At 68.6% G+C, this 23,071-nt stretch carries 25 protein-coding genes and 1 tRNA gene; 11 read left to right on the forward strand and 15 right to left on the reverse strand.

Annotation, left to right across the window (positions count from 1 at the left end):
* Positions 1-40 precede the first annotated feature (40 nt).
* Positions 41-1,108 carry a flavin-containing monooxygenase gene (locus RI211_RS10215; protein ID WP_315637635.1) on the reverse strand — a complete coding sequence of 356 codons (1,068 nt, stop codon included), beginning with the start codon at positions 1,106-1,108 and terminating at the stop codon, positions 41-43.
* A 135-nt stretch (positions 1,109-1,243) separates the two neighbouring features.
* On the opposite strand from RI211_RS10215, the gene RI211_RS10220 reads away from it, so the two are divergent.
* From RI211_RS10220 to RI211_RS10250, 7 genes are all read left to right on the forward strand, one after another.
* Positions 1,244-1,316, forward strand: a tRNA-Ala gene (locus RI211_RS10220).
* Between the two features lie 237 nt (positions 1,317-1,553).
* Positions 1,554-2,198 carry a hypothetical protein gene (locus RI211_RS10225; RefSeq protein ID WP_315637634.1) on the forward strand — a complete coding sequence of 215 codons (645 nt, stop codon included), beginning with the start codon at positions 1,554-1,556 and terminating at the stop codon, positions 2,196-2,198.
* A gap of 159 nt (positions 2,199-2,357) precedes the next feature.
* Positions 2,358-3,062: an SMI1/KNR4 family protein gene (locus RI211_RS10230; protein ID WP_315637633.1), complete on the forward strand. Its 705-nt coding sequence runs from the start codon at positions 2,358-2,360 to the stop codon at positions 3,060-3,062.
* Positions 3,063-3,211: 149 nt separating this feature from the next.
* Positions 3,212-4,885, forward strand: a complete 1,674-nt coding sequence (locus tag RI211_RS10235; protein WP_315637632.1) for a S1 family peptidase — start codon at positions 3,212-3,214, stop codon at positions 4,883-4,885.
* 228 nt (positions 4,886-5,113) lie between these two features.
* On the forward strand, positions 5,114-6,484 hold the full coding sequence (locus RI211_RS10240; RefSeq protein WP_315637631.1) for an FtsX-like permease family protein: 1,371 nt from the start codon (positions 5,114-5,116) through the stop codon (positions 6,482-6,484).
* Positions 6,485-6,563: 79 nt separating this feature from the next.
* On the forward strand, positions 6,564-7,643 hold the full coding sequence (locus RI211_RS10245) for a DUF418 domain-containing protein (protein ID WP_315637630.1): 1,080 nt from the start codon (positions 6,564-6,566) through the stop codon (positions 7,641-7,643).
* A 10-nt stretch (positions 7,644-7,653) separates the two neighbouring features.
* Positions 7,654-8,790: a hypothetical protein gene (locus tag RI211_RS10250; RefSeq protein ID WP_315637629.1), complete on the forward strand. Its 1,137-nt coding sequence runs from the start codon at positions 7,654-7,656 to the stop codon at positions 8,788-8,790.
* Positions 8,791-8,874: 84 nt separating this feature from the next.
* On the opposite strand, the gene RI211_RS10255 is transcribed toward RI211_RS10250, so the two are convergent.
* Positions 8,875-9,297 (reverse strand): hypothetical protein, encoded by a 423-nt coding sequence (locus tag RI211_RS10255; protein WP_315637628.1) that lies wholly within the window; start codon positions 9,295-9,297, stop codon positions 8,875-8,877.
* 172 nt (positions 9,298-9,469) lie between these two features.
* Between RI211_RS10255 and RI211_RS10260 the strand changes: the two genes are divergently transcribed.
* Entirely contained in the window at positions 9,470-10,675 is a 1,206-nt protein-coding gene (locus RI211_RS10260) for a DUF3500 domain-containing protein (RefSeq protein ID WP_315637627.1), read from the forward strand.
* A gap of 99 nt (positions 10,676-10,774) precedes the next feature.
* Positions 10,775-10,954, forward strand: a complete 180-nt coding sequence (locus RI211_RS10265) for a hypothetical protein (protein ID WP_315637626.1) — start codon at positions 10,775-10,777, stop codon at positions 10,952-10,954.
* A gap of 57 nt (positions 10,955-11,011) precedes the next feature.
* Here the strand turns inward: RI211_RS10265 and RI211_RS10270 are convergent, their stop codons facing one another.
* From RI211_RS10270 to rplU, 11 genes are all read right to left on the reverse strand, one after another.
* Positions 11,012-11,269: a hypothetical protein gene (locus tag RI211_RS10270; RefSeq protein ID WP_231919629.1), complete on the reverse strand. Its 258-nt coding sequence runs from the start codon at positions 11,267-11,269 to the stop codon at positions 11,012-11,014.
* A gap of 138 nt (positions 11,270-11,407) precedes the next feature.
* Positions 11,408-12,097: an SDR family oxidoreductase gene (locus RI211_RS10275; protein WP_315637625.1), complete on the reverse strand. Its 690-nt coding sequence runs from the start codon at positions 12,095-12,097 to the stop codon at positions 11,408-11,410.
* A 1-nt stretch (position 12,098) separates the two neighbouring features.
* A complete protein-coding gene (gene rsfS / locus RI211_RS10280) occupies positions 12,099-12,479 on the reverse strand; it encodes a ribosome silencing factor (protein ID WP_101845246.1) in 381 nt (126 codons plus the stop codon).
* Positions 12,479-13,558, reverse strand: a complete 1,080-nt coding sequence (locus tag RI211_RS10285; protein ID WP_315637624.1) for a hypothetical protein — start codon at positions 13,556-13,558, stop codon at positions 12,479-12,481. The genes rsfS and RI211_RS10285 overlap by 1 nt, the downstream gene beginning before the upstream one ends.
* Complete coding sequence (nadD, locus tag RI211_RS10290) at positions 13,555-14,157, reverse strand: nicotinate-nucleotide adenylyltransferase (protein WP_082749995.1); 603 nt, start codon at positions 14,155-14,157, stop codon at positions 13,555-13,557. The genes RI211_RS10285 and nadD overlap by 4 nt, the downstream gene beginning before the upstream one ends.
* Before the next feature lie 6 nt (positions 14,158-14,163).
* On the reverse strand, positions 14,164-14,385 hold the full coding sequence (locus tag RI211_RS10295) for a hypothetical protein (protein ID WP_187661697.1): 222 nt from the start codon (positions 14,383-14,385) through the stop codon (positions 14,164-14,166).
* Between the two features lie 67 nt (positions 14,386-14,452).
* Positions 14,453-15,706, reverse strand: a complete 1,254-nt coding sequence (locus RI211_RS10300) for a glutamate-5-semialdehyde dehydrogenase (protein ID WP_315637623.1) — start codon at positions 15,704-15,706, stop codon at positions 14,453-14,455.
* 9 nt (positions 15,707-15,715) lie between these two features.
* Entirely contained in the window at positions 15,716-16,501 is a 786-nt protein-coding gene (proB, locus tag RI211_RS10305; protein WP_187661699.1) for a glutamate 5-kinase, read from the reverse strand.
* Positions 16,498-17,997 (reverse strand): GTPase ObgE, encoded by a 1,500-nt coding sequence (gene obgE, locus RI211_RS10310; protein WP_315637622.1) that lies wholly within the window; start codon positions 17,995-17,997, stop codon positions 16,498-16,500. The genes proB and obgE overlap by 4 nt, the downstream gene beginning before the upstream one ends.
* 99 nt (positions 17,998-18,096) lie before the next feature.
* The gene (gene rpmA, locus RI211_RS10315) at positions 18,097-18,354 is read right to left on the reverse strand and encodes a 50S ribosomal protein L27 (protein ID WP_025104972.1); all 258 of its coding nucleotides are present in this window, start codon (positions 18,352-18,354) and stop codon (positions 18,097-18,099) included.
* Positions 18,355-18,372: 18 nt separating this feature from the next.
* Positions 18,373-18,681 carry a 50S ribosomal protein L21 gene (gene rplU, locus RI211_RS10320; protein ID WP_187661701.1) on the reverse strand — a complete coding sequence of 103 codons (309 nt, stop codon included), beginning with the start codon at positions 18,679-18,681 and terminating at the stop codon, positions 18,373-18,375.
* Between the two features lie 213 nt (positions 18,682-18,894).
* Here rplU and RI211_RS10325 point away from each other — a divergent pair, with 213 nt between their 5' ends.
* Entirely contained in the window at positions 18,895-19,164 is a 270-nt protein-coding gene (locus RI211_RS10325) for a DUF4031 domain-containing protein (protein ID WP_315637621.1), read from the forward strand.
* Here the strand turns inward: RI211_RS10325 and RI211_RS10330 are convergent.
* The gene (locus tag RI211_RS10330; RefSeq protein WP_315637620.1) at positions 19,126-21,693 is read right to left on the reverse strand and encodes an Rne/Rng family ribonuclease; all 2,568 of its coding nucleotides are present in this window, start codon (positions 21,691-21,693) and stop codon (positions 19,126-19,128) included. The genes RI211_RS10325 and RI211_RS10330 overlap by 39 nt on opposite strands.
* Before the next feature lie 282 nt (positions 21,694-21,975).
* Here RI211_RS10330 and RI211_RS10335 point away from each other — a divergent pair, with 282 nt between their 5' ends.
* Entirely contained in the window at positions 21,976-22,587 is a 612-nt protein-coding gene (locus tag RI211_RS10335) for a vitamin K epoxide reductase family protein (RefSeq protein WP_315637619.1), read from the forward strand.
* Between the two features lie 67 nt (positions 22,588-22,654).
* Here RI211_RS10335 and ndk read toward each other — a convergent pair whose 3' ends face one another.
* On the reverse strand, positions 22,655-23,071 hold the full coding sequence (gene ndk / locus RI211_RS10340; protein WP_071329548.1) for a nucleoside-diphosphate kinase: 417 nt from the start codon (positions 23,069-23,071) through the stop codon (positions 22,655-22,657).

The following is a 23,071-nucleotide window of genomic DNA, read 5'->3' on the forward strand; positions in this document are numbered from 1 at the left end:
CTCCCAGCGTATCCATAGGAGCCGCCCCCGGACGAACCGGTCAGGACGAGACCGGGGTCCCCACTCCCTCGAGGGCGCGGACGACGCCGGCCGCAGCGGCTCGCCCCGCCCGGTTCGCGCCGATGGTGCTCGCGGAGGGACCGTAGCCGACGAGCTGCACCCGGGGATCCGCCACCGCCGTCGTGCCTCGACCCCCGCGGTCGAGCTGGATCCCGCCGGCGGCACTGCGCAGGTGGAGCGGGGCGAGGTGACCGATCGCGGGTCGGAACCCCGTCGCCCACAGGATCACGTCCACGCGTTCGAACGATCCGTCGGCCCACCGCACACCATCGGGCTCGATGCGCTGGAAGAGCGGGCGACGGTCGGCATACACCCCGAGACGCTCCGCTTCCCGTTCCTGGGGGCGCAGCATGAGACCCGTCACACTGACCACGCTCTCCGGGGGCAGGCCGGCCGCCACACGCCTCTCGACGAGCGCGACGGCAGCAGCGCCGGCTTCCGGCGTGAAGTCGTCGTCGCGCCAGACGGGAGGGCGACGGGTGACCCACAGCGTCTCCGTGAGGGGGGCGAGGGCGCCGAGGAACTGCACCGCGGACGCACCGCCGCCGACGACCAGGACCCGCTTGCCCGGGAAGTGCTCCGGCCCCGGGTAGTCCACGGTGTGGAACTGCTCCCCGAGGAACGTCTCCATCCCCGGGTAGTGAGGGACGAAGGGTTGCGTCCAGGTGCCCGTCGCGTTGACGAGGGTGCGGGTGCGCCACTCCCCCTCGTCGGCCTCCACGACGAGGACCCCGTCGTCATCGTGGACTCGACGGACGTGCACCGGCCGCAGCACCGGCAGATCGTGGGCCTTCTCGTAGGCGGCGAAGTACTCCGGCACCGCGATGTTCGCCCGGCGCTCGTCCCGCGGGGGCGCGGTGTCTCCCGGGAGCTCGGCGACCCCGTGCACATCGCGCATCGTGAGGGCGTCCCACCGGTGCTGCCAGGCTCCCCCGGCCCGAGCATCGGCATCCAGCACGACGTGCTCGATCCCGCGGCGACGCAGATGGAAGGACGCGGACAGCCCGGCCTGGCCGGCGCCGATCACGAGGCTGTCGAGGATGCTCACGATGGATCGAACGCCGTTGCACCGCCGGATGTTCCGCGTGTCCCGACGCGCCCGGGCGGCCCGCGCCGATTGGTGCGGATGCGGATTCGTGTAGTAGTGTTTTCACGTTGCCCGGAGCACTTCGGAGCAGCGTCTGGGCCTGTGGCGCAGCTGGTAGCGCACCTGCATGGCATGCAGGGGGTCAGGGGTTCGAGTCCCCTCAGGTCCACGAAAAACCCTCGGTTCGCCGGGGGTTTTTGCGTTTCTGGAGCCCGTGACATGGCGCGAGATCAGGCCCTCGCGCCACATCAGGCGGTTGCGCCCCCTCCTGCCTGACCTCGCGCGATCGCCTGCCCGGGATCGAAACGTCGCCAGCGGGAGGGGCGGGCGAGATACCCCGGAGGTCGTAGCGTGTTACCTCTCGGGATGGATGTGGGCTGCCACCGAGGTGCGTAGCGTCCTAGACATGATCGAAACGAACAGAGGTGCAGGCCCGCACCGCACCACACAGCCCCGCCCCGGACGCACGACCAAGGCTCTCTCCGTCACAGCGCTCGGGATCGCTCTCGCCCTCGGCACCGCTGCCTTCGCCACGCAGACTGCGACGGCAGCCTCGGCGGCCGACACGGCACCGCCCCCGTCCACCACGACGACGAGTGACACGGCCCGGCTGGCGCCGACCGTCGAAGCGACACATGACAGCTGGACGATCTCGGTGTCGAAGTCGACGAACAGCGTGGAGACGACAGAGACGCTGGACGGCGATCCTGTCGTCTCCGGTTACGCACCATTGGTCGATGTCGCCGCGGGCGACGTCACTTCGTTGGGTCCATGGGTCGCAGGGAGTGATTTCGATTTCGCCGGAGTCGGCCGACTCAGCGCGATCGGACAGGCGGGGGCGGACATCACCGCGGTCTCCATCACGACGAGCACGGGACGAGTCGTTGAGGCGAAACTGAGTAACGGCATCTGGCTCGCCTCATGGAACGGGGATCTGGACGCGGAGGCGGGTGGCGGCACCGAACCCGACTCCGGGCGCTTCGCAATCGCGTATGTCACAAAGGATGGTCGACAGCACACCGTCAGCTCTGTCGACGTCTCGACGGACTGACGGCCGCGCCGAGGCGGCAGACGTTCGGCTGGAGCTTTCCAGCCGAACGTCTACCGGAACGTCGATGCTCACGGACATCGCGTTTCCGCCCGACGACGAATCCATCCGCTTTCTCTGATCGGGGGTGGTCATGTGCGACAAGCGGGATAGATTGACCCGGTGACCGAACAGGATGCCCTGCCCGCAGACTGGCGTTCGGTACGGGAGCGAGTACTCGCCCTGGGAAGGTCTGCTCACAGGCACCGCGTTTTCGGCGCCGTGGGGCACGAGTTCAGCCTTGACCAACCAGTAGCCGGCGACCTGCTCACTGAGGCGGAGGCGCAATGGGGAGTCGCACTTCCTGCCGATTACCGCGAGTTCCTCAGCACAGTCGGTGCAGGAGGCGCAGGGCCTTTCTACGGCCTCGTATCGCTGGAAAGCGATGGCACGAGATGGAGGTGGCAAACCCGCCCCATGGAAGTCTCGACGAACCTCCACCGCCTCAGCGATCCGTTCCCCGGGTCAGTGGATCCGGAGCGGCTCCGACAGGTACTGGCGCGCGAGCCTGATCAGGACTCATTCGACGACGAGGAGGCCTTCCATGCGGCACATGAGCGGTGGCGAGCCACTTTCGAGGCCTGGTATTTCTCTGACGACCGCACGGCCGGTGCGGTCTACGTCGCCCACCGGGGGTGCGCCTACTACGACTGGCTTATCGTCTCCGGGCCACACCGCGGGCAGGTCTGGACGGACAAGCGCACTGAGGACGGCACCATCGAACCAACCGCCACCTCCTTCACCGCCTGGTACCTCCGCTGGCTCGGCGAAGCGGAAGCCGCTGTCTCCCGTGCTGAGCGCTTGGGTATCGATACTCACGGGCACTGACCCGGGGCTTCCGGGCCGTCTTGACTGACCGCGTCGCGATCCCACGTCCCTGCTTGCGCAGGGTCGATCGTCACCGCGATCTCGTTTTCATACACTCACACAACATCGCGCTTCCTAACCTCGCGGACATGAAGTCACTCAGATTCATCATGTCCGCGCTCCTCGCTGTAGCGCTCCTCGTCGGAGGCACGGCGCCGGCGCTCGCCATCAGCGATGGCGAAGAGGCGCGCGAGCCCTATCCGTTCATGGGCGCCTTCAAGCCCGGCTATCCGGACCCGCCCGGCGCCGGGGGCAATGGATGCGGGGTTACACTCATCGACCCGCAATGGGGCGTCACGGCCGCGCATTGCTTGAAGAACAACCTCGCCCAGTACGACTCTCCGATCGGGTGGACCGTGCAGTTCGCATCGAATGACGTCACACAAGGGGGTGAAATCGCCGATGTCAGTCGCTTCTTCCGTGCATCCGCTCCTGGTGAGCTCTGGTGGGGCAAAGATGTGATGCTGCTGCGGTTCGACAAGCCCGTCTCTCAGACGCCGATCCCCATCGTCTCCGAGAAGCCGGCGCCGGGGACGCCTGCCCACCTCGTCGGCTGGGGAGACGCCTCGTCCGAGCCACCCGCCGTATACCCGAAGATGCTGCAGGAGGGAGACGTCAAGGTGCTCGAGCCGTCAGGATGCCCGAGCTATGGCGGCAAAACCACGATCTGTGTGGGCGGGAAGGCAAAGACCGGCAACGCGGACTCCGGAGGGCCGCTGCTCGTCCGCCAAGGTGACGGCTGGGCGATCGCCGGAGTGCTTTCCGGTCCCGATCCGGCGAACCCCGACTCCTCCGGGGTGTACACGGAGCTCACCGGGCACCTCGATTGGATCCGAACGATCATGGCTACGCACAAGTCGATCCCTGACGATGAGATCGACATGGGAACGGGTGGCTTCCCGGCGTTCCCAAACTGTGAGTCCTCGATCGTTCGCACCGCGGCGTCGCAGGACGACGATCCGGCGCTTCTACTCACGAACGGCCACTGCGTCCCGAACCTCGTTCCGACCATGGAGATGCCGGAACCTGGGTCGTCGATCGTGGATGAGAAGGTCGACTCCCGGATCACGTTCATCGATGCCGCCGGCTTCGGGACGAGTGAGGCGCGAATCAACCGCTTGCTGTTCGCCACGATGACGGGCACAGACCTCGCCCTCTACCGCCTTGATGCTTCGTACGCTCAACTGGAGCAGAAGGGTGTGCGCGTGCTGCGCGTCACCGGCACACCGCCGAAGACCGGTGACAAGGTGACGCTCATGGCGACCGATTTCCTCCTGGCCGGGCCGCGGGAATGCACGATCGAGGCTGTTGTGCCCACGCTGAGCGAGGGCGGCTGGGAACAGCACGACTCGCTGCGCATGGCCGAGGCCGAGAGGTGCAAGTCCCAAGGCGGCTACTCAGGGGCCGCGCTCCTCGCCGCGGACGGGAAGACCATCGTCGGGGTGAACAACACGAGCAACCACGACGGAAAGAAGTGCAAGCTCGACAACCCCTGCGAAGTGAGCGGGAGCGGCGAGAAGAAGATCTACCGCGAACGGCCCTATGGGCAGCAGATCGTCGAACTCAACGACTGCGTGGCCGCAGGATCGATGCTCGACCTGGACGCCGATGGCTGCAACCTCGCCACCAGCTCACGCCCGTCCTCGATCGAGCCGGTCTTCGTCGTCGGGGCGGTCGTCATCGCGCTCGCGCTCAGCGGCGCGGCGATCGTCCTGTTCGTCGGCGTACGGCGACGGAAGCGCCCACATCCAGCCTCCTCGGAAGAACCCGTGGACGCTGGATGAGTTGCCCGAGGGCGAAGGCCCCCTCTTCGCGGGGGGCCTTCTGCCTCTGGCTGACCGCCGCGCCATCCCGCTGAGAGTTCGAGCACGGTCATCCGCCCGGATGACCGTATAGCCAACCCTGGACGGATTCGCTCCCGCCATCTGGTATCTAACGTTTTAGATATGAATTCCTCCCGCATGGCAAAGTATCGGAGCCGAGCATCGTGGCGCTGGCTCTCCGACAGAGGTATGGGAGCGAGTGTCGTCGTCTCCACCCTCGCGTCCGCTTTCGGGGTGTACCTCGTCCTGCTCACCACGTACATCGGGGCGGTCCTGCGAGCGGACCCGGCTGTGGGCAATCGCGACACCCTGTACGTCGTGATCTCGGTGCTCGCACCGCTGCTAATCGCCGTGGCCCTCTACATCGCCGGGGTGGTGACGGCCAACACGTTCGCGGTCGTCGTCGAGGGGCGCGTGCGCCACATCGCCCTCCTGCGGTTGTTGGGAGCGACCGCCCGCTCGCAACGTGCGGCAGTCACCAGGCAGGGCCTCGGTGTGGGGGCGATCGGGAGCGCACTGGGCGCCCTCGTCGGCGTCGGCTGCCACGTCGCAACGATGCTGATCGGAGCGGGACTGGTCACGCACGCGCCCGAAGATGTGCCGGTTCTGCAGCTCGAGATCGTTGCTCCGATGATCGGGGTGACGGTGACGACGTGGCTGGCAGCTTACGTCGGTTCGCGCCGCGTCTTGGCCGTATCGCCGATGCAGGCGCTGGGGAGTTCCACGGAGCGGACGATCGATGACCTCCCGAGATCCGGTCGAAGGAACATCGCGGCGGTCGTGATGTTCTGCATCGGTCTTTTGGGCCTCGCCGCGGGTGTCGCCCTCGGAATGACAGGTCCGATGGGAATCGTCATCGCGTTCGTCGGCGGGGTGTTCTCCTTCACCGGGTTCTCGTTGGGGGCCACCCTCTTCATGCCCTTCGCTCTGCGAGCTGTCGGCCGCCTCCTCGGGCGCTCGACTCCCGCCCGGCTCGCCGCCCAGAACGCCGTTCGCTATCCGGAACGATCGAGCCGCGCCGCGATGGGGGTGGCGATGGGAATCGCCCTGGTGACGATGTTCGCCGTCGCCCTTTCCACCACGAGGACCATGATGACGCGGCAAGGGGCACCCGACGACTTCCTTCGGACCATCGACACCTTCGCGATCTTCATGTCCGCGCTCACAGCGATCTCCGCCGTGATCGCCGCCGTCGGCGCCGCCAACCTCCTCGGCCTCGGAATCGCCCAACGACGTCGAGAACTCGGCCTCATGAGGGTGATCGGTCTGGATGGCAGGCAGCTGCGCCGGATGATCCTTCTCGAAGGAGTCCATATCATCGCGACCGCGTCCTTCGTCGGCGCGACCCTTGGGGTGGGGTACGGCTGGGTCGGTGCGCAATCCGCGCTCGGCTACGTGCCGGTGCTCCCCGACTTCCAGCCAGCCGGGTTCGTCGCTCCGACGATCCCCTGGGCGGTGATCGGAGCCACAGTCCTCGGCGCCGCCGTCGTCGTCGTGCTCTCCGCTGTCGTCACGACACGACGCGTCTCGCGGGAGTCCGCCGTGGAGTCCCTGACCTGACGACCCACCGACCGACCCCTCCGACCTCGATGGTGCTGAACACCTCGACGGAGCAGCGGTCAGCGCTTGGAGATCTCTGATGACTCGAACGACCATTTCCCAGCCCGCTTCTGCGACAGCGCCTCGACCACGCATCATCGGCATCGACATCGCGCGCGCGGTCGCCGTGCTCGGCATGCTCGGCGCGCACATCCTGGGAGACACGGAGGTGACGGTTTCGCCTGATACGTGGCACGGGGTATTCAGCGGGCGCTCGACGATCCTCTTCTTCTTGCTCGCTGCCGTCGTCATCGCCCTGACGGCGGACGTCCGTGCCGCCACCTCGTTCGACAGCGCGGTGGCACGCCAGAGCAGCCTGGTCGCCAGAGGCGCGGTCGTCTTCGCGATCGGTCTCTGCCTGGTCGCCGCGCCGGTCAGCGACATCCTTCTCACACACGGCACTCTCATCGCCTTCACTGCTTTGGCGACCCGGTGGCGGGATCGGACGCTGATCACGATCGCGGTGACCGGCGCGATCCTGACGCTGCCCCTGCTGCAGTCCGTCGCGTTCTTCGCGGAGGCCCACGACACCCTTCCTCCCGAGGCAGCGGGAACGCTTTCCGCCGCGATCAGCGGAGCCCTCGCCCTCCCTGTCACGCTCGTGGGACTCATCGTCGGTCGAGCGATCCGCGACAATCGCGTCCGTCCGGCGACCCTCGCGGTGGTGGGAGCGGGCACGGCCGCTGTCGGATACATCGCGGCCGGCATCCTCTCGGAACTGGCTGGTCGAGACGAGAACCTGCGGGCCCTCCTCAGCGCATCCGCACACTCCGGCTCCACGTTGGAGCTGCTGGCAGGGACTGGCGTGGCTGCGGCGGTACTCGGCCTCGCCCTCCTCGTGCGCGGCCCCGGCGTGCGCGTGTTCGCCCCGCTCGCCGCTCTCGGAGCGATGCCGCTGACAATGTACGGCACGCATATCGGGCTTCTCCTCGTGTACCAGGAGAGCACCTTCGTCACGATGCCGTGGGCAGCGTTCGCCCTCTGCGCGGCGATCCTGGTCGCTCTGAGCGTCGCCTGGCTGCGATTCTTCCGCCGCGGCCCGCTGGAGGCTGCCGTCAGCGCGATCACACGTTGGCTCGTCTCTCCACCGACTTTGGTGGCGCAACCTCGCCGCCGGTAGCGTGTTACACATGCACGCTTCCCCGACCCGGTCTCGCGGTCGCCGCATCGTCTCCGTGATCCTCAGCATCCTCGCCGTCATCGCTCTCGGTATCGGCGGGGTGATCGCATGGCGCCTGCTCGCCCCGGCGCCATCGAACTGGGAAAGCCTCGATGCCACCGACAAGGAGATGCTCACGCAGCTGTCGGAGCAATACGACATCACGGCGACACACGCGGCGGAGATCTGGACGGATGCGTACCGGTACGAGGACCAGCCGCTGGTGCTGCTGCGCACGGACGGGGAGAAGAGCTCCTTCTGGTCGCACGCGATCCTCGTCAACATGAGCGGCGTCACGGACACGTCGGGCATGGCGAAGATCGACGTCCCCGGGGCCTCCCACCTCGATGACGTCCGCATCAGCCGGACGTTCGCCGTCGGGGAATGGCTGCTGTATGCCCCGTCGAACTTCGCTGTCATCGATGTGAGCGACCGCGACGTCCTCGCGTTCAAGTACAACCAGGCGATGCTCGACACCGAGACGACGACCTCTCAGGGCTTCCAGCGCTTCTCCCTGCATGAGAACTTCCACGTCACGAAGCAGGGGCTCGACCCGGAGGCTCCCGGTGCCTGGCCATGGGGAGCCGGTGGGCTCATCCCCGACTACCCGCACACCGAGGCGCAGTACGAGCTGCTGCGTGTCGAGGCGCGGATCTTCGACCGGGTGGAGACGGAGACGGACCCGCAGGCCTTGGCCGTCCTCGCGTCCGACCTCGCCACCGTTCGGATGGCGCGCTACACGACGTGGCCGACCCTGAAGGCGGAGATCGACCTGGAGGCGATCGAGGGGACCGCCACCTACGTGGAGCGGGCCTTCGACAGGGCGCGAGGACTCACCCCGGTGCAGCGGACCTTCACCGATGGCCTCGAAGGTCCGGTCTCCGATCCCGAGCAGCAGATCGTCCTGGAACGCGACTACTCGTACTTCACCGGTGCCCAGCTCGGACTGCTTCTCGACCGGATCGCCCCGGATTGGAAGACGCAGATCGAGCCCGCTCCCACCGGTTCGGCGTCGACTCCTTTCGCGACGCTGCAGCGCGTGACCGGGGTGACCACCGCGCCCGACGACGCAGAGCTCCGCGCGATCGTGGACCGCTACCTCCCTTAGCTCATGCCATCGCGCGACAACAGGCCCCCGGGGAGGGGACGCCTGTTGTCGCGCGAATGCCTGAGGCGATGCGGGCCGACAGGCTCAGTCGAGGACGGCGCGGCAGGTGACGGAGCCCGCCGTCGCGATCTCCTCGTCCGTGCGAAGGACCTCGAGGTTCGCGTCACCCGCGTCCTGCACGATCGCGCACGTCACGGTGGCTCCGGGGTTCTCGATGACGACAGCCGCCTCCTCCCCCTCGGTGACGATGGCCTCGATGGTCATGTCGCCGGCGCGGGCATCGACGACCGTCTCCTCCGTCTCCTTGGTCCCGAACACGAAGCCCTCGGCGAAGGCCGTGTCCTGGTAGCGGATCGTCTCGTCGCCACTCAGACCGTGGAGCTCGTACGTGATGCGGTAGTCGGTCGGCTGGTTGAACAGGTAGTAACCGGCGGCGCCCAGTCCTCCGATGATCGCCAGGCCGGCGGCGATGGAGACTCCCAGGACGATTGGTCTCTTCGTGCTCATACCTCCACGCTGTCACCGGCGCTCTCGTCGCGAATCGGTCGGTCGATGTATGCGCCCCCTCCGCGCGGATGAAGTCCTGGTCATCCGAAAAAACACGGTATGCCCGCACCTCATAGGATGCGCATCGACGGCGCAAAGAAACCCCATCGATCACCTTCCTAGCGTGGAGGGCATGAACACGACTCCCTCTCCCGTCACGAAACGCCTCGCCTGGCTCTCCGGCCTCGTCCTCGCGGGCGGCCTCGTCTTGAGCGGCTGCGCGGCGGCCACGACCGCCGAACCGACGATCTCCGCGTCATCCTCCGCCGCGACCTCAACGGCGGCGTCGACGGACGCCGGGTCGACCGCGGAGACGATCGCCGACACGTCCGCCGCCGCTGCGGCCTTCCTCGCCACGCTGAGCGACGAGCAGAAGAAGGCCGTGTCGTACGACTTCGACGACGAGACGAAGACGACGTCGTGGTCGAACTTCCCGGTGACCTTCGTGCAGAGAGCGGGTCTGAACCTCGCCGACCTGACGGAGGAGCAGCGGACCGCTGCCCTCGCCGTGATGGAGTCTCTCCTCAGCGACGAGGCCTACGCGACCGTCACCGGGATCATGGGCGGCGACGAGTACCTCGCCGAGAACAGCAGCAGTACCGAGGATTCCCTCGGCCAGTACTACATCGCCTTCTTCGGTGATCCCACGGCGACCGACAGCGCCTTCGAGGTGCAGTTCGGCGGACACCACCTCGGCATCAACGCCACGCTGGACGGCGACGCCGACGCGATCACCTTCGCTCCCACGCACCTCGGCGTCCAACCCGCTGTCTACACCGACGAGGACGGCGAGGAGGTGCAGCCGTTCGAGGGGATCTACACGGACGCGTTCGCGTTCTTCGACAGCCTCACCGCCGACCAGCAGGCTACGTTGGCCTCCGGCGATGTGAGCATGTGCGCACCGGGCGACACCTGCGACTTCGCCACCGGAGCCGGGCTGTCGGGGGGCGACCTCTCCGACGAGCAGCGGGATCTCCTTCTCCAGCTCATCGCCAACTGGGCCGGGATGAGCGACGAGGAGACCACCGCCGCGGCGCTGGCGGAGATCGACAAGACCCTGGACGACACCGTCATCGCCTGGTCCGGGGCGACGGTGTACGACATGACCTCCGGGAACGGCATCGACTTCTCCATCTCCGGGCCGAACATCTACATCGCCTTCCAGGCACAGCAGGGCTCGGCCGGCGCCGACGTCGACGGTGTGACGACATCGGGCTGGGGACATGTGCACACCATCTACCGCGATCCGACGAACGACTATGCCAACAGTGTCACCCAGCAAGCCTCTGCCGGGATGAGCGGCGGTCCCGGGGGCGGGAGCACTCCCCCCGCATCCTGACGCCCGACGCCCGTACCCGTCCAAGCCGCCACCCGTCAACGGCCTCCTCCACCATCGCGTACACGCGTAGACAGAGGGCATCCGACGAAAGGAGACGACATGTCCAACACGACTCCCCCGATCCCGCCCCTCCCGCCGATCGCCGACGGGGATGGGGACGCCGAAGAGCTCCCCACGCGTGAAGTCGACGGCGAAGAGGTGCTCGACGAGGATGCGGACGACGCCCAGGTCGACAGCGCAGAGGCCGACCGCGCCGCTGTCATCGGCGACGACGACTGACCGGGACGTGAGAAAGGGCACCCCTCCTCGCGGAGGGGTGCCCTTTCTCGTGCGGGTTCAGGTGGCCAGCAGCGGCGGGCGAGACGGGATCGCGATGGGGCGCGTGGCTCGGCTGGCGCCTTGCATCCGCTCGACCTCCTCCAGTACCTCGAACGCGGTGCCATACCGGATGGCGAGCGGAAGATCACGCAGCCACGTCACCTCGACCTCGGTGTCCGCGAGCTCGTACACGCAGGCGACGACATGGCGCGGATCGTTCTGGGGATAGCGCAGGTCGTTGATCACCCACTCCGACGGCGTGATGCGGTGAAGCACGAAACGGGGATCAGGAACTTCTGACATCAGTCGGCCCTCCAGGACTCTCTGATGACGAGCCTCCGATACCCCGCCGGGGAAGGGAAGGGCCTTGACACCCTCGTGAGGAGGTGCAGGAGAATGGTCAGATCGGCTTGTTCAGCCCTGGGGACGCACGGTGAGATCCGTGAGGTGCGCATCCCGCGGAAGATCGAGCGCGGCGAGGATCGTCGTCGCCACCGCTTCCGGCGTGATGAACCGGGCGGCGTCGTACTCCTGGCCTTCCTGCCGGTGCACGCGCTCCTGCATCGGCGTCGCCGTGCGTCCCGGATAGACCGAGGTCACGCGGACGCCGTGCTCGGCCTCCTCCTGCCGAAGCGCATCCGCGAGGGCCCGCAGGCCGTGCTTCGAGGCCGCGTAGGCCGACCACCCGGCGCTCGCCCGCAGCCCGGCTCCGGAGTTCACGAAGACGACGTGCCCGCGCGAGACGCGCAGGACGGGGAGCAGGAGCCGGGTGAGCTCCGCCGGGGCGACGAGGTTGACCGCGAGCTGCTGTTCCCAGAGCGCCGGGGTGAGGTCCCCCACCGATCCGAGGTCCACGATCCCTGCCGCGTGCACCAGGGAATCGATGCGATCGGGAAGGCTCTGCTTCGACAGGGCCCACGAGAGGCGGCCGGGCTGCGCGAGGTCACCGACCAGCGTCGAGACCCCGGGGAGGTCGTCGGCGATCTGCCTGGCCCGTCCCGCATCGCGCGCGAGCACCACGACGTCGTCGCCGCGCTCCACGAGTCGCCGCGCGAGGACGGCACCGATGCCGGAGCCCGCACCGGTCAGCAGGTGCGTGGCCATGTCAGCGGTTGTCGGCCGAGGTCTCGGCGACCTCGAGGGGGATCACCGGGCAGTCCTTCCACAGGCGCTCCAGGCCGTAGTAGACCCGTTCCTCCTGGTGGAAGACGTGGACGATGAGGTCGCCGAAGTCCAGCAGCACCCACCGCGCCTCGGCGCGCCCCTCCCGGCGCACGCGCTTGTGCCCGGACTCGACGAGACGGTCCTCGATCTCATCGGCGATGGCGGCGACGTTCCGCTCGCTGTTACCGGTCACGAGCAGGAAGATGTCCACGAGCGGCAGCGGCTCGGAGACGTTCAGCGCGACGAGGTCCTCACCACCCTTGGCCACGGCGGCTTCGGCGGCGATGCGCAGCATCTCTTCGGCGGTTTCGGGTGATTGCATCAGAAGACGTTTCCTGTGAAGGCGATGACCAGGGCAGTGCCCAGGCCCAGCGCGAGGGCGCCCGCGACGATGGCGGCGATCAGCATGAGCCGGTTGCCCTTCTCAGGGGCCGGCGGACGGATCACCTCGCCGGCGGGCTTGATGGTGCTGACCGCGGAGCTCGCGGCGATGGGGGTGGGCGAGGACGCCGGAGGAAGCTCACCGTCGATGAGCACAGCGTCGACCTCCTTGCCGTCCGTGGTGCCGTGGGCATGGCCCTGCGAGCCGAGGCCCTTCGGCAGCTCGTACGACCCCGTGACGAGGATCTCGCCCGTGGAGGCGACCGGTCCGGAGAGGGAGCCCTCGCCGGGCGACGGCGTGAAGATCAGCGCATTGGGCGCCGAGTGCTGGGTGCCGCCGGAGTCGTTCGACGTGAGCAGCTCATCGAAGGAGGGGCGGAAAGGCGCCGGCTCGGCAGGAGCCTCCTCCTGCAGCACGCCCTGCCCGAACGTCGGGCTCACGGTCGGGCGCTCAACCTCGTCGACGTCGCGCTCGTCGAGATCGCCGTCGTCGTCGCTGTCGAGGAGGTCCTCGCCACCCGGGCCGTCCTGCTCGGAGACGCCGAGCACGACGGAGATGTCCTCGGGCTCGGACTCCGGCGCCTCCACGGGCTCTTCGACGAGCGGCACGTCTCCGACCGTGTCGGCGACGTCGACCGCGCGGACGGGCTCCGCAGCGACCTCGTCGTCGACGACGTCGTCGTCGTCGTCGGACCCATCGGGCTGTGCCACCACAGCCTCATCGGTCGTGTCGTCCGCCTCCGCGCCGACGGCCGGGACCGCGGCGGTCTTGATCTTCTCCTGCTCGCGTGCCTGACGCCGCGTCAGCGGCGCGGCGTCAGGATCGACGGACGTGTCAGCGACAGGCGCCGAGGGAAGGACGACGGGCTCGGCGGCACGAGGCAGCGGCGGTGCGGGCGTCGCGGCCTCCGCCGCGGCGGCGCTCGCCTGCTCCTCGCTGATGATCGGGGTGGATCCCGTCAACCGGATCTCCCGCAGCTGCTTCCGCGTCAGCGGACCTCGCTGATCCGATGTGCTCATGCCTTGCTCCGATACAGATGATGCTTCGCGATGTACTGGACGACCCCGTCGGGGACGAGGTACCAGACCGGTTGATCGTCACGGACGCGGTCACGACAGTCCGTCGACGAGATCGACAGCGCCGGCACCTCGAGCTGGCTGACATCGTCGCTCGGGAGGCCGTCGATGCTCAGAACGTGTCCTGGGCGGGAGACCGCGACGAAGTGGGCCAGTTCCCACAGTTCATCATGGTCTCTCCAACTGAGAATTTGCGCCACGGCGTCCGCGCCGCTGATGAAGAACAGCTCGGCGTCCGGCCGCTGCTCCTTGAGGTCGCGGAGGGTGTCGATCGTGTACGTCGGTCCCGCGCGGTCGATGTCCACCCGACTCACCGTGAACTGCGGATTGGACGCCGTCGCGATCACGGTCATCAGATAGCGGTGCTCGCTGGGCGTGACGTCGGCCTTCTGCCACGGACGACCCGTCGGGACGAACACCACCTCGTCGAGATCGAACGAGTGCGCGACCTCGCTGGCGGCGACCAGGTGGCCGTGGTGGATCGGATCGAAGGTTCCGCCCATCACGCCGATGCGCGGTGCGCGCGTGGTCGCGGTGCTCATGAGGGCCTAGTGGCCGTGTCCCGCCTCGTGGTCCTTGCCGTGCTTCGCCGCCCAGGCTTCTGCCTTGGCGGAGTGGCGGTTCGCGACGTTCTTGTACGACAGCGTCACGAAGCCGAGAGCGGCGAACACGATCGCGGCGATGACTCCGAAGATCAGGGTCTCGAGAGCCACGTTGCCGTGGTGCTCGGTCTCTGCGGCGGCCATCGCGATCTGTGCGACGAGGTTCATCCTGACTCCGTTCGTGGCGTGCTGTCTCGGGGGTCCTGTAGGGATACAGCGTCCCCCAGTCTAGCCCTCAGCCGCGCGTCTGACCCGCCCCACGCGCAAGCCACTTCGTACTGGTCAGCTCGGAGAGCCCCATCGGACCGCGCGCGTGCAGCTTCTGCGTCGAGATCCCGACCTCGGCACCGAAGCCGAACTCGGCCCCGTCGGTGAACCGAGTGGACGCGTTCGCCATCACCACCGCCGAATCCACCTCGGCCAGGAACCGCTCCGCGCTGCGGGAATCGGTGGTGACGATGGATTCCGTGTGCCCCGTGCTGTAGCGACGGATGTGGTCGAGCGCGTCGTCGAGGCTGTCGACGACCTTCATCGCGACGTCCAGGCTCAGGTACTCCGTCGCCCAGTCCTCCTCCGTGGCCGGGATGATGTTCGCCACGAGCCCGGCGACCACGTCGTCGCCGTGGATCGCCACCCCCTCGCTCATGAGGGCGCTCGCGACGAGCGGGATCAGGCGCGGCGCCGCCTGCCGGTGGACGAGAATCGTCTCGACCGCATTGCACACGCTGGGGCGCTGCACCTTGGCGTTCACGACGATGTCGCAGGCCCAGTCGTCGGGGGCGCTCTCGTCGAGCAGGATGTGCACGTTCCCGGCGCCCGTCTCGATAACGGGCACGGTCGACTCGGTCACCACCGTCTCGATGAGCCCGGCGCTGCCGCGCGGGACGAGCACGTCGATGAAGCCGCGGCCGTGCATGAGCGCCTTCGCCCCGTCGCGCCCGAAGTCGTCCACGGTCTGGATCGCCTCGGGCGTCACCCCGGCGTCGCCGAGGGCAGAACGCATGACGTCGACGAGCACGGTGTTGGAATGGAGCGCCGCGCTGCCTCCCCGCAGGACGACCGCATTCCCCGAACGCAGCGCGAGGGCGGCGATGTCGACCGTGACGTTGGGACGCGCCTCGTAGATCGCCCCGACCACCCCGAAGGGGACGCGCACCTGCTCCAGAGCCACGCCGTTCGGCATGCGGTGTCCGCCGACCACGCGACCCACCGGATCGGGCAGGGCCGCCACGTCGCGGACGGCCGCGGCGAGGGCGGAGACCCGCTTCTCGTCGAGGCGGAGGCGGTCGATGAGCGACTCGCCGATGCCGTCGTCCCGACCGCGCGCGACGTCACGCTGATTGGCCTCGATGATGCGGGCGGCGTTCTCCTCGAGGGCGACGGCGATGGCGTCGAGCGCCCGCGCCTTGTCGTCGCTCGTGAGGGCGGCGGTCGCCCGCGAGGCCTCTTTGGCCCGCTCCAGGCGCGTCTGAGGGGTGAGGTCGGTCATCCGCCCAGTCTAGGAGGTGGCGGGCTCGAACCAGGTCCCGATGTCGGCGCCTGCAAGGGCCTGCGCCACGAGGTCGGCGCTGGTGACCAGCACCCCGATGCCCGAGGCCGCCGCGAGTCGGGCAGCGGAGACCTTCGTGGCCGCTCCCCCGGTGCCGACGCTGTTGACCACGGTCGCACCGAACTCCAGCCCGGAGAGGTCCGCATCGGGGGCGACGACGTCGATGGGCTCGGCGCCGGGATCGCTCGGAGGCCGCGTGTAGAGGGACTCGATGTCGCTGAGCAGGACGAGGGCGTCCGCCTCGATGAGCTGGGCCACGAGGGCGCCGAGCCGGTCGTTGTCGCCGAAGCGGATCTCCTGTGTCGCGACCGTGTCGTTCTCGTTCACGATCGGCAGCGTGCGCAGCCCCAGGAGGCGCTCCATGGCCCGCCGCGCGTTCGAGCGCGACGTCGGGTTCTCCAGGTCTCCGGTCGTGAGCAGCACCTGGCCGGCGACGATGTCGAAGGGGCGCAGAGCCTCCTGGTACCGGTAGACGAGGATGTTCTGGCCGACCGCGGCCGCGGCCTGCTGCGTGGCGAGATCGGTGGGCCGCGCATCCAGACGGAGGAACGGGATGCCGGAGGCGATCGCTCCCGACGACACGAGCACGACCTCGGCCCCGCGGGCGTGCGCCGCCGCCAGCGCCTCGACGATCACCGGGATGCGCCAGGACGACTCGCCGCTGATGGACGACGAGCCCACCTTCACGACGATCCGCGTCGCCGTCGCGAGATCGGCGCGCGTGCGTGCGGTCACGCCTCGTCCTCGCGGTACGTGGCGAGGCGCTCCGCCTCCAACTCCGCGCGCGCCTGCGCCTTGGCGTCCATGCGCTCGTAGTACTTCTCGCGACGCTCGGACGTGGTCCGGCGGGCGTTCGGAGCCAGACGCGGGTCGGTGCCGCGGGGCGCCGACATGAGCTCGGCGGCGGAGCTCATCGTGGGCTCCCAGTCGAAGACGATGCTGTCGCCCTCGCCGATGACGACGGTCGAACCCTGGACGGCGCCGAGGCGGAAGAGCTCGTCCTCGACGCCCAGCTTCTCCAGACGGTCGGCGAGGTAGCCCACGGCCTCCTCGTTCTGGAAGTCGGTCTGCTGCACCCAGCGCACCGGCTTCTCACCGAGGATGCGGTAGACGTTGCCGTACGTGCCGCCCTCGACGCGGATCGTGAACGGCTTCACGGCGCCCTTCGGGCGGATGACGACGCGCTCGCGCGGGGCCTCGACCGCGGTCTCCTTGCGGTGCTTCTCGACGAGCTCGCCGAGGGCGAGGGTGAGCGGGCGCAGCCCCTCGTGCGAGACCGTGGAGATCTCGAAGACCCGGAATCCGCGGGCCTCCAGATCAGGACGCACGAGATCGGCGAGGTCACGGGCCTCCGGCACGTCGACCTTGTTCAGCGCCACGAACTGCGGGCGCTCCAGCAGGGGCGTCTGCCCCTCCGGCACCTCGTACGCGGCGAGCTCGGCGAGGATGACCTCGAGGTCGGAGATCGGGTCGCGGTTCGGCTCCAGCGTCGCGCAGTCGAGCACGTGCAGCAGCGCGGAGCAGCGCTCCACGTGCCGCAGGAACTCGAGCCCGAGGCCGCGGCCCTCGCTCGCACCTTCGATGAGGCCCGGCACGTCGGCGACGGTGTAGCGGAAGTCCTCCACCTGGACGACGCCGAGGTTCGGGTGCAGCGTCGTGAACGGGTAGTCGGCGATCTTCGGCCGCGCGGCCGAGATCGCGCCGATGAGGCTCGACTTCCCGGCGGACGGGTAGCCGACGAGCGCCACGTCCGCGACCGTCTTGAGCTCGAGGACGACATCGCCCTCGAAGCCGGGGGTGCCGAGCAGGGCGAAGCCGGGAGCCTTGCGCTTCGGAGTCGCCAGGGCCGCATTGCCCAGGCCGCCCTGGCCGCCCGCCGCCACGACGAAGCGCTCACCGGGCTCGATCATGTCGATCAGGACGTCGCCGCTCGGGCTCTTGACCACGGTGCCGACCGGGACGGGCAGCTCCAGTGTCTCGCCGTCGAAACCGGAGCGGTGGTCCCCCATGCCCGGTCCGCCGTTGCCAGAGGACCGGTGCGGCGAGTGGTGGTAGGACAGCAGCGTGCCGGTCTGCGTGTCGGCGACGAGCACGATGTCGCCGCCGTCGCCGCCGTTGCCGCCGTCGGGGCCACCGAGGGGCTTGAACTTCTCGCGGTGCACCGAGACGCAGCCGTTGCCGCCCTTGCCTGCACGCAGGTGCAGTGTGACGGTGTCGACGAACGTGACCATGTGCGAGTCCTTCGGTGTGCTCGGGGTGCCTGACGGCAGATACGCGGACGGGGCGAGCCGAAGCCCGCCCCGAACCGGATGTTTAGCGTGGTGCTGTGATCACTCAGCAGCGGCGACGATGTTGACGACCTTGCGGCCGCCCTTCGCGCCGAACTCGACCGCACCGGCGGCCAGAGCGAACAGCGTGTCGTCGCCCCCACGGCCGACGTTGGCGCCGGGGTGGAAGTGCGTGCCGCGCTGGCGGACGATGATCTCGCCGGCGAGGACCTGCTGACCGCCGAAGCGCTTCACGCCGAGGCGCTGTGCGTTGGAGTCACGACCGTTACGGGTGGAGCTTGCGCCCTTTTTGTGTGCCATGTCCTGGTCTCCTCGGTCTTACTTGATGCCGGTGATCTTGACGCGCGTGAGCTCCTGGCGGTGGCCCTGACGCTTCTTGTAGCCGGTCTTGTTCTTGTACTTCTGGATGACGATCTTCGGGCCGCGGAGGTTGCCGACGACCTCAGCCGTGACGGTGACCTTCGCCAGCGCGTCGGCGTCGGTGGTCACCGTGGAGCCATCGACGAGCAGCACGGCGGGCAGCTGGATCTCGTCGCCCTGGGCAGCCTGAACACGGTCGAGCTGAACGATGGTGCCGACCTCGACCTTCTCCTGCCGGCCACCGGCGCGCACTACTGCGTAAACCACTTCATACCTGTTTCGTTGGGGAGCACGCGGCTCCGAGAATCTCACGGGAAGACTGTTGCTTGCATGCGTCGCTGGTACGACGGGCGCGAATGCAAGACTCTCCGCTTCGGCCGTCGAGGACGACGCGGCATGCGCACCAAGGGACTACTTTACCGGATGCCGGCTGACCTCGCAAAGTGAGCCGGGTGACGGGGCCGGTCGTAGGCTGACGGAGTGACCGTACTCGTCGACGACCCCCGCTGGCCCGCCCATGGACGCCTGTGGGCGCACCTGGTCAGCGACGACAACCTCGACGAGCTGCACGCCTTCGCGCGCACACACGGGATCCCCGCCCGGGCCTTCGACCTCGACCACTACGACGTCCCCGGGGACGCCGTCCCCCGGCTCATCGCCGGTGGTGCGCAGCACGTCCCCGGCAAGGAGCTGGTCCGGCGCCTGATCTCCTCAGGCCTCCGGGTCCGCGGACGCGACCGGCGGCGCTGACGCCTCCGAGTTCACCGACACCGGCGTGCCGGAGAGGGCGGCGGTGGTGACCCGGCGCCGTCCACGACCCTGGCCGGGCGCCTTGGGCTCCGGAAGCGCATCCAGCACCGAGTCGAGCAGTTCCTCGGTGGGCGTCTTCGGCCCCTTCCGGTCACCGCGCTTCTTCCGGGCCTTCTTCGGGCGCTCGGAGGCGGGGACGGGCGCGGACTCGGCCGCCGGTGCCTCGGCGGCCGGTTCGCCGGACGGCACGATCGTGGAGGCGGCGATCTGCGCGAGGGCCGACTTCGCCCCCTCGGTGATGCTGTGGGTCACCGGCGGCGCGGCAGGTGCGGAGTTGTTGTTGCCACCGCCGTTGCCGTTGTTGCTGCCGCCGTTCCCGCGCTGACGGCGTCCGCCGTTGCCGTTACCGCCGTTGTTGCCGTTGTTGCTGCCGTTCGCACGGTGCTTCACGACCGGGTCGTGGTGCACGATCACGCCGCGACCGGCACACACCTCGCACGCCTCGCTGAAGGTCTCCAGCAGCCCGAGACCGAGCTTCTTGCGTGTCATCTGCACGAGACCGAGCGAGGTGACCTCGGCCACCTGGTGCTTCGTGCGGTCGCGGCTCAGGCACTCGATGAGTCGGCGCAGCACGAGGTCGCGGTTGGACTCCAGCACCATGTCGATGAAGTCGACCACGATGATGCCGCCGATGTCGCGCAGACGCAGCTGGCGGACGATCTCCTCGGCGGCCTCGAGGTTGTTCTTCGTGACCGTCTCCTCGAGGTTGCCGCCGGAGCCGACGAACTTGCCGGTGTTGACGTCGACGACCGTCATGGCCTCGGTGCGGTCGATCACGAGCGAACCGCCGGAGGGCAGCCAGACCTTGCGGTCCAGTGCCTTCTCGATCTGCTCCGTGATGCGGAACGCGTCGAACGGATCGACGTCGTCCTCGTACGCCTCGACACGCTCGAGCAGGTCGGGGGCGACGCTCTCCAGGTACGCCCGGATGGTGCGCTGCGACTCCTCGCCCTGGATGAGCATCTTCGTGAAGTCCTCGTTGAAGACGTCACGGACGATCTTCACGAGCAGATCGGGCTCGGCGTGCAGGAGCGCCGGAGCCTGCTGGCTCTCGACCTGCTTCTGGATGTGCTCCCACTGGGAGGTGAGGCGCTGCACGTCGCGGGTCAGCTGATCCTCGGTCGCGCCCTCCGCGGCCGTGCGCACGATCACGCCGGACGACTCGGGCAGCACCTCCTTGAGGATGCGCTTGAGGCGAGCGCGCTCGTTGTCGGGCAGCTTGCGGCTGATGCCGTTCATGGAACCGCCGGGCACGTACACCAGGTAGCGGCCGGGCAGCGAGATCTGGCTCGTGAGGCGGGCGCCCTTGTGACCCACCGGGTCCTTCGTGACCTGGACGAGCACGCGATCGCCCGGCTTCAGAGCGAGCTCGATGCGGCGGGGCTGGTTGCCGGTCTCGACGCCGTCCCAGTCCACCTCGCCCGAGTAGAGCACGGCGTTCCGGCCGCGGCCGATGTCGACGAACGCGGCCTCCATGCTGGGAAGCACGTTCTGCACGCGACCGAGGTAGACGTTGCCGATCAGCGAGGCGTCCTGGTTGCGGGCGACGTAGTGCTCCACGAGCACGCCGTCCTCCAGCACACCGATCTGCGTGCGGCCGTTCTTGGAGCGCACGACCATCTTGCGGTCGACCGACTCGCGGCGCGCGAGGAACTCGGCCTCGGTCACGACCGGACGACGACGGCCGGCGTCACGTCCGTCACGACGGCGCTGCTTCTTGGCCTCGAGGCGCGTCGAGCCCTTGATGGCCTTCGGCTCGGTGATGTACTCGACGACCCGCTGACGCTGCCGCGGCTCTTCCCGCTGCTCGTCGCCCTCGGATCCGCCGCGGCGGCGACGACCGCGGCGACCGGCACCGGGCTCGTCCTGGTCGCGCTCCGGCGCACGGTCGTCACGACCGGGGCGCGCAGGCAGCGGAACGACCTCCGGCGCGTAGAAGTGCAGCTGCGTCGACACCTGCGACACGAACACCTCGGGCAGCAGACCGAGCGACACGGCGGTGACGGCCGCGGGCTTCTCGGGCTCGGCGGGGGTCTTGTCCGCAGGCGCCGCCTCAGCGGAAGCCACGTCCGCGGGGGCTTCGTCCGCGGGAGTTTCCTCGGCGGGAGCCTCCTCCGCGGCAGCCTCCTCGGCAGGGGCCGGCTCAACGGGTCCCTGCTCCGCAGGGGCCTCCTCGACCTGAGCCGCCGCGTCGATCGCGCCTGCGGCGGCCTCGTCTGCGGCAGCAGCGTCCTCGACAGCGGCCGCAGCCGCATCGTCCGCCGCCGCAGCGGCGTCATCGGCCGCCGCGTTCTCGGCAGCGCGGTCGTCCGCCGCGGCCTCCGCCGCCGCGTCGTCCGCGTCCTCCTGATCCCGCGAGGTGTCCTCCGACTCCTCCGCGGCGAGAGCGGTGGGCGCCGTCAGCGGCTCCGCGGCGTCAGCCGGGGCGTCGAGGGCGGGGGCGTTGTTGTCATTGTTCTCATCGGCCATCTCTGGCGTGCTCCCTGGCACGGTCCACTGCGTGTCCCGTGAAATCTCATGCGGCACCCGCGGGTGCCGCGAACTCAATCGGCCTGCGACCGGCTCATGGCTCTGGTCGCGTGGGGCATGGGCCCCGAAGTCTGCTCGACGCGTGTCGCGGCAACGCCGTTCATCGCATCACAGGTCATTATCGCACCACATCGGTCCGATCGCGGCATCCCCTCGGTCCGCGACCGTTTTCTCCGGGCGGTTCTCGCCCTTTCCATAGCCGTCGCTGGGATAATCCTGAGCATGAGCGAGCAGCGCACCCGCCCCGTCGTCTATGCCGTGTGGTTGATCATCGCGAGCGTCATCGGCTGGTACGCCGCCTTCCAGCTCACCGTGGAGAAGTTCGCACTGCTGGAGCATCCGAAGGAAGCGCTCGGCTGCGATCTCAGTCCCTTCATCCAGTGCAGCACCAACCTGCAGTCGTGGCAGGGATCGGTGTTCGGCTTCCCGAACCCGATCATCGGTCTCACCGGCTGGATGGCGCCGCTCGTCGTCGGCGTCGCGATCCTCGCCGGGGCGCGATTCCCCCGGTGGTTCTGGGCGGCGTTCGGGGTGGGCATCACCTTCGCGTTCGGCCTCGTGTGCTGGCTGATCGCCCAGAGCCTCTACGACCTCTTCGTGCTGTGCCCCTGGTGCATGGTCACCTGGGCGATGACGATCCCCACCTTCTTCGCGACCATGGTCCACCTCGCCCGCAACGGCACCTTCACGGGCAACGCGAAGGTCCGCGCCGCGGCGGACAAGCTCATGCCGTGGGTGCCTCTGGCGACCGTGATCGCGTACGCGCTGATCATCTTCCTGGCGCAGCTGCAGGGCCTCGACTTCCTCGGCGAGATGGCGAAGATCCTCTTCTGAGCGCCTCTCCTCGAACGACGAAGCCCGTCCGCCATTCCGGCGGACGGGCTTCGTCGTGAAGATGGGGTCAGTCGAACCAGATGCCCAGCTCTCGGGCCGCCGACTCGGGGCTGTCCGAGCCGTGCACGAGGTTCTGCTGCACCTTGAGGCCCCAGTCGCGGCCGAAGTCGCCACGGATGGTGCCGGGCGCGGCGGTCGTGGGGTCGGTCGTGCCGGCGAGGGAGCGGAACCCTTCGATGACGCGGTTGCCCGCGAGGCGGATCGCCACCGAGGGACCGGACATCATGAACTCGAGAAGGGGCTCGTAGAACGGCTTGCCCTCGTGCTCGGCGTAATGGGCGGCGAGGAGGTCGCGGTCGGGCTCGACGAGGCGGATGTCGACGAGCGCGTAGCCCTTCGCCTCGATGCGGGCGAGGATCGTGCCGGTGAGGCCGCGGGCGACACCGTCCGGCTTGACGAGGACGAGGGTTTCTTCGGTGGCCAT

Source organism: Microbacterium meiriae (genome assembly GCF_032364335.1).
Classification (GTDB): domain Bacteria; phylum Actinomycetota; class Actinomycetes; order Actinomycetales; family Microbacteriaceae; genus Microbacterium; species Microbacterium meiriae.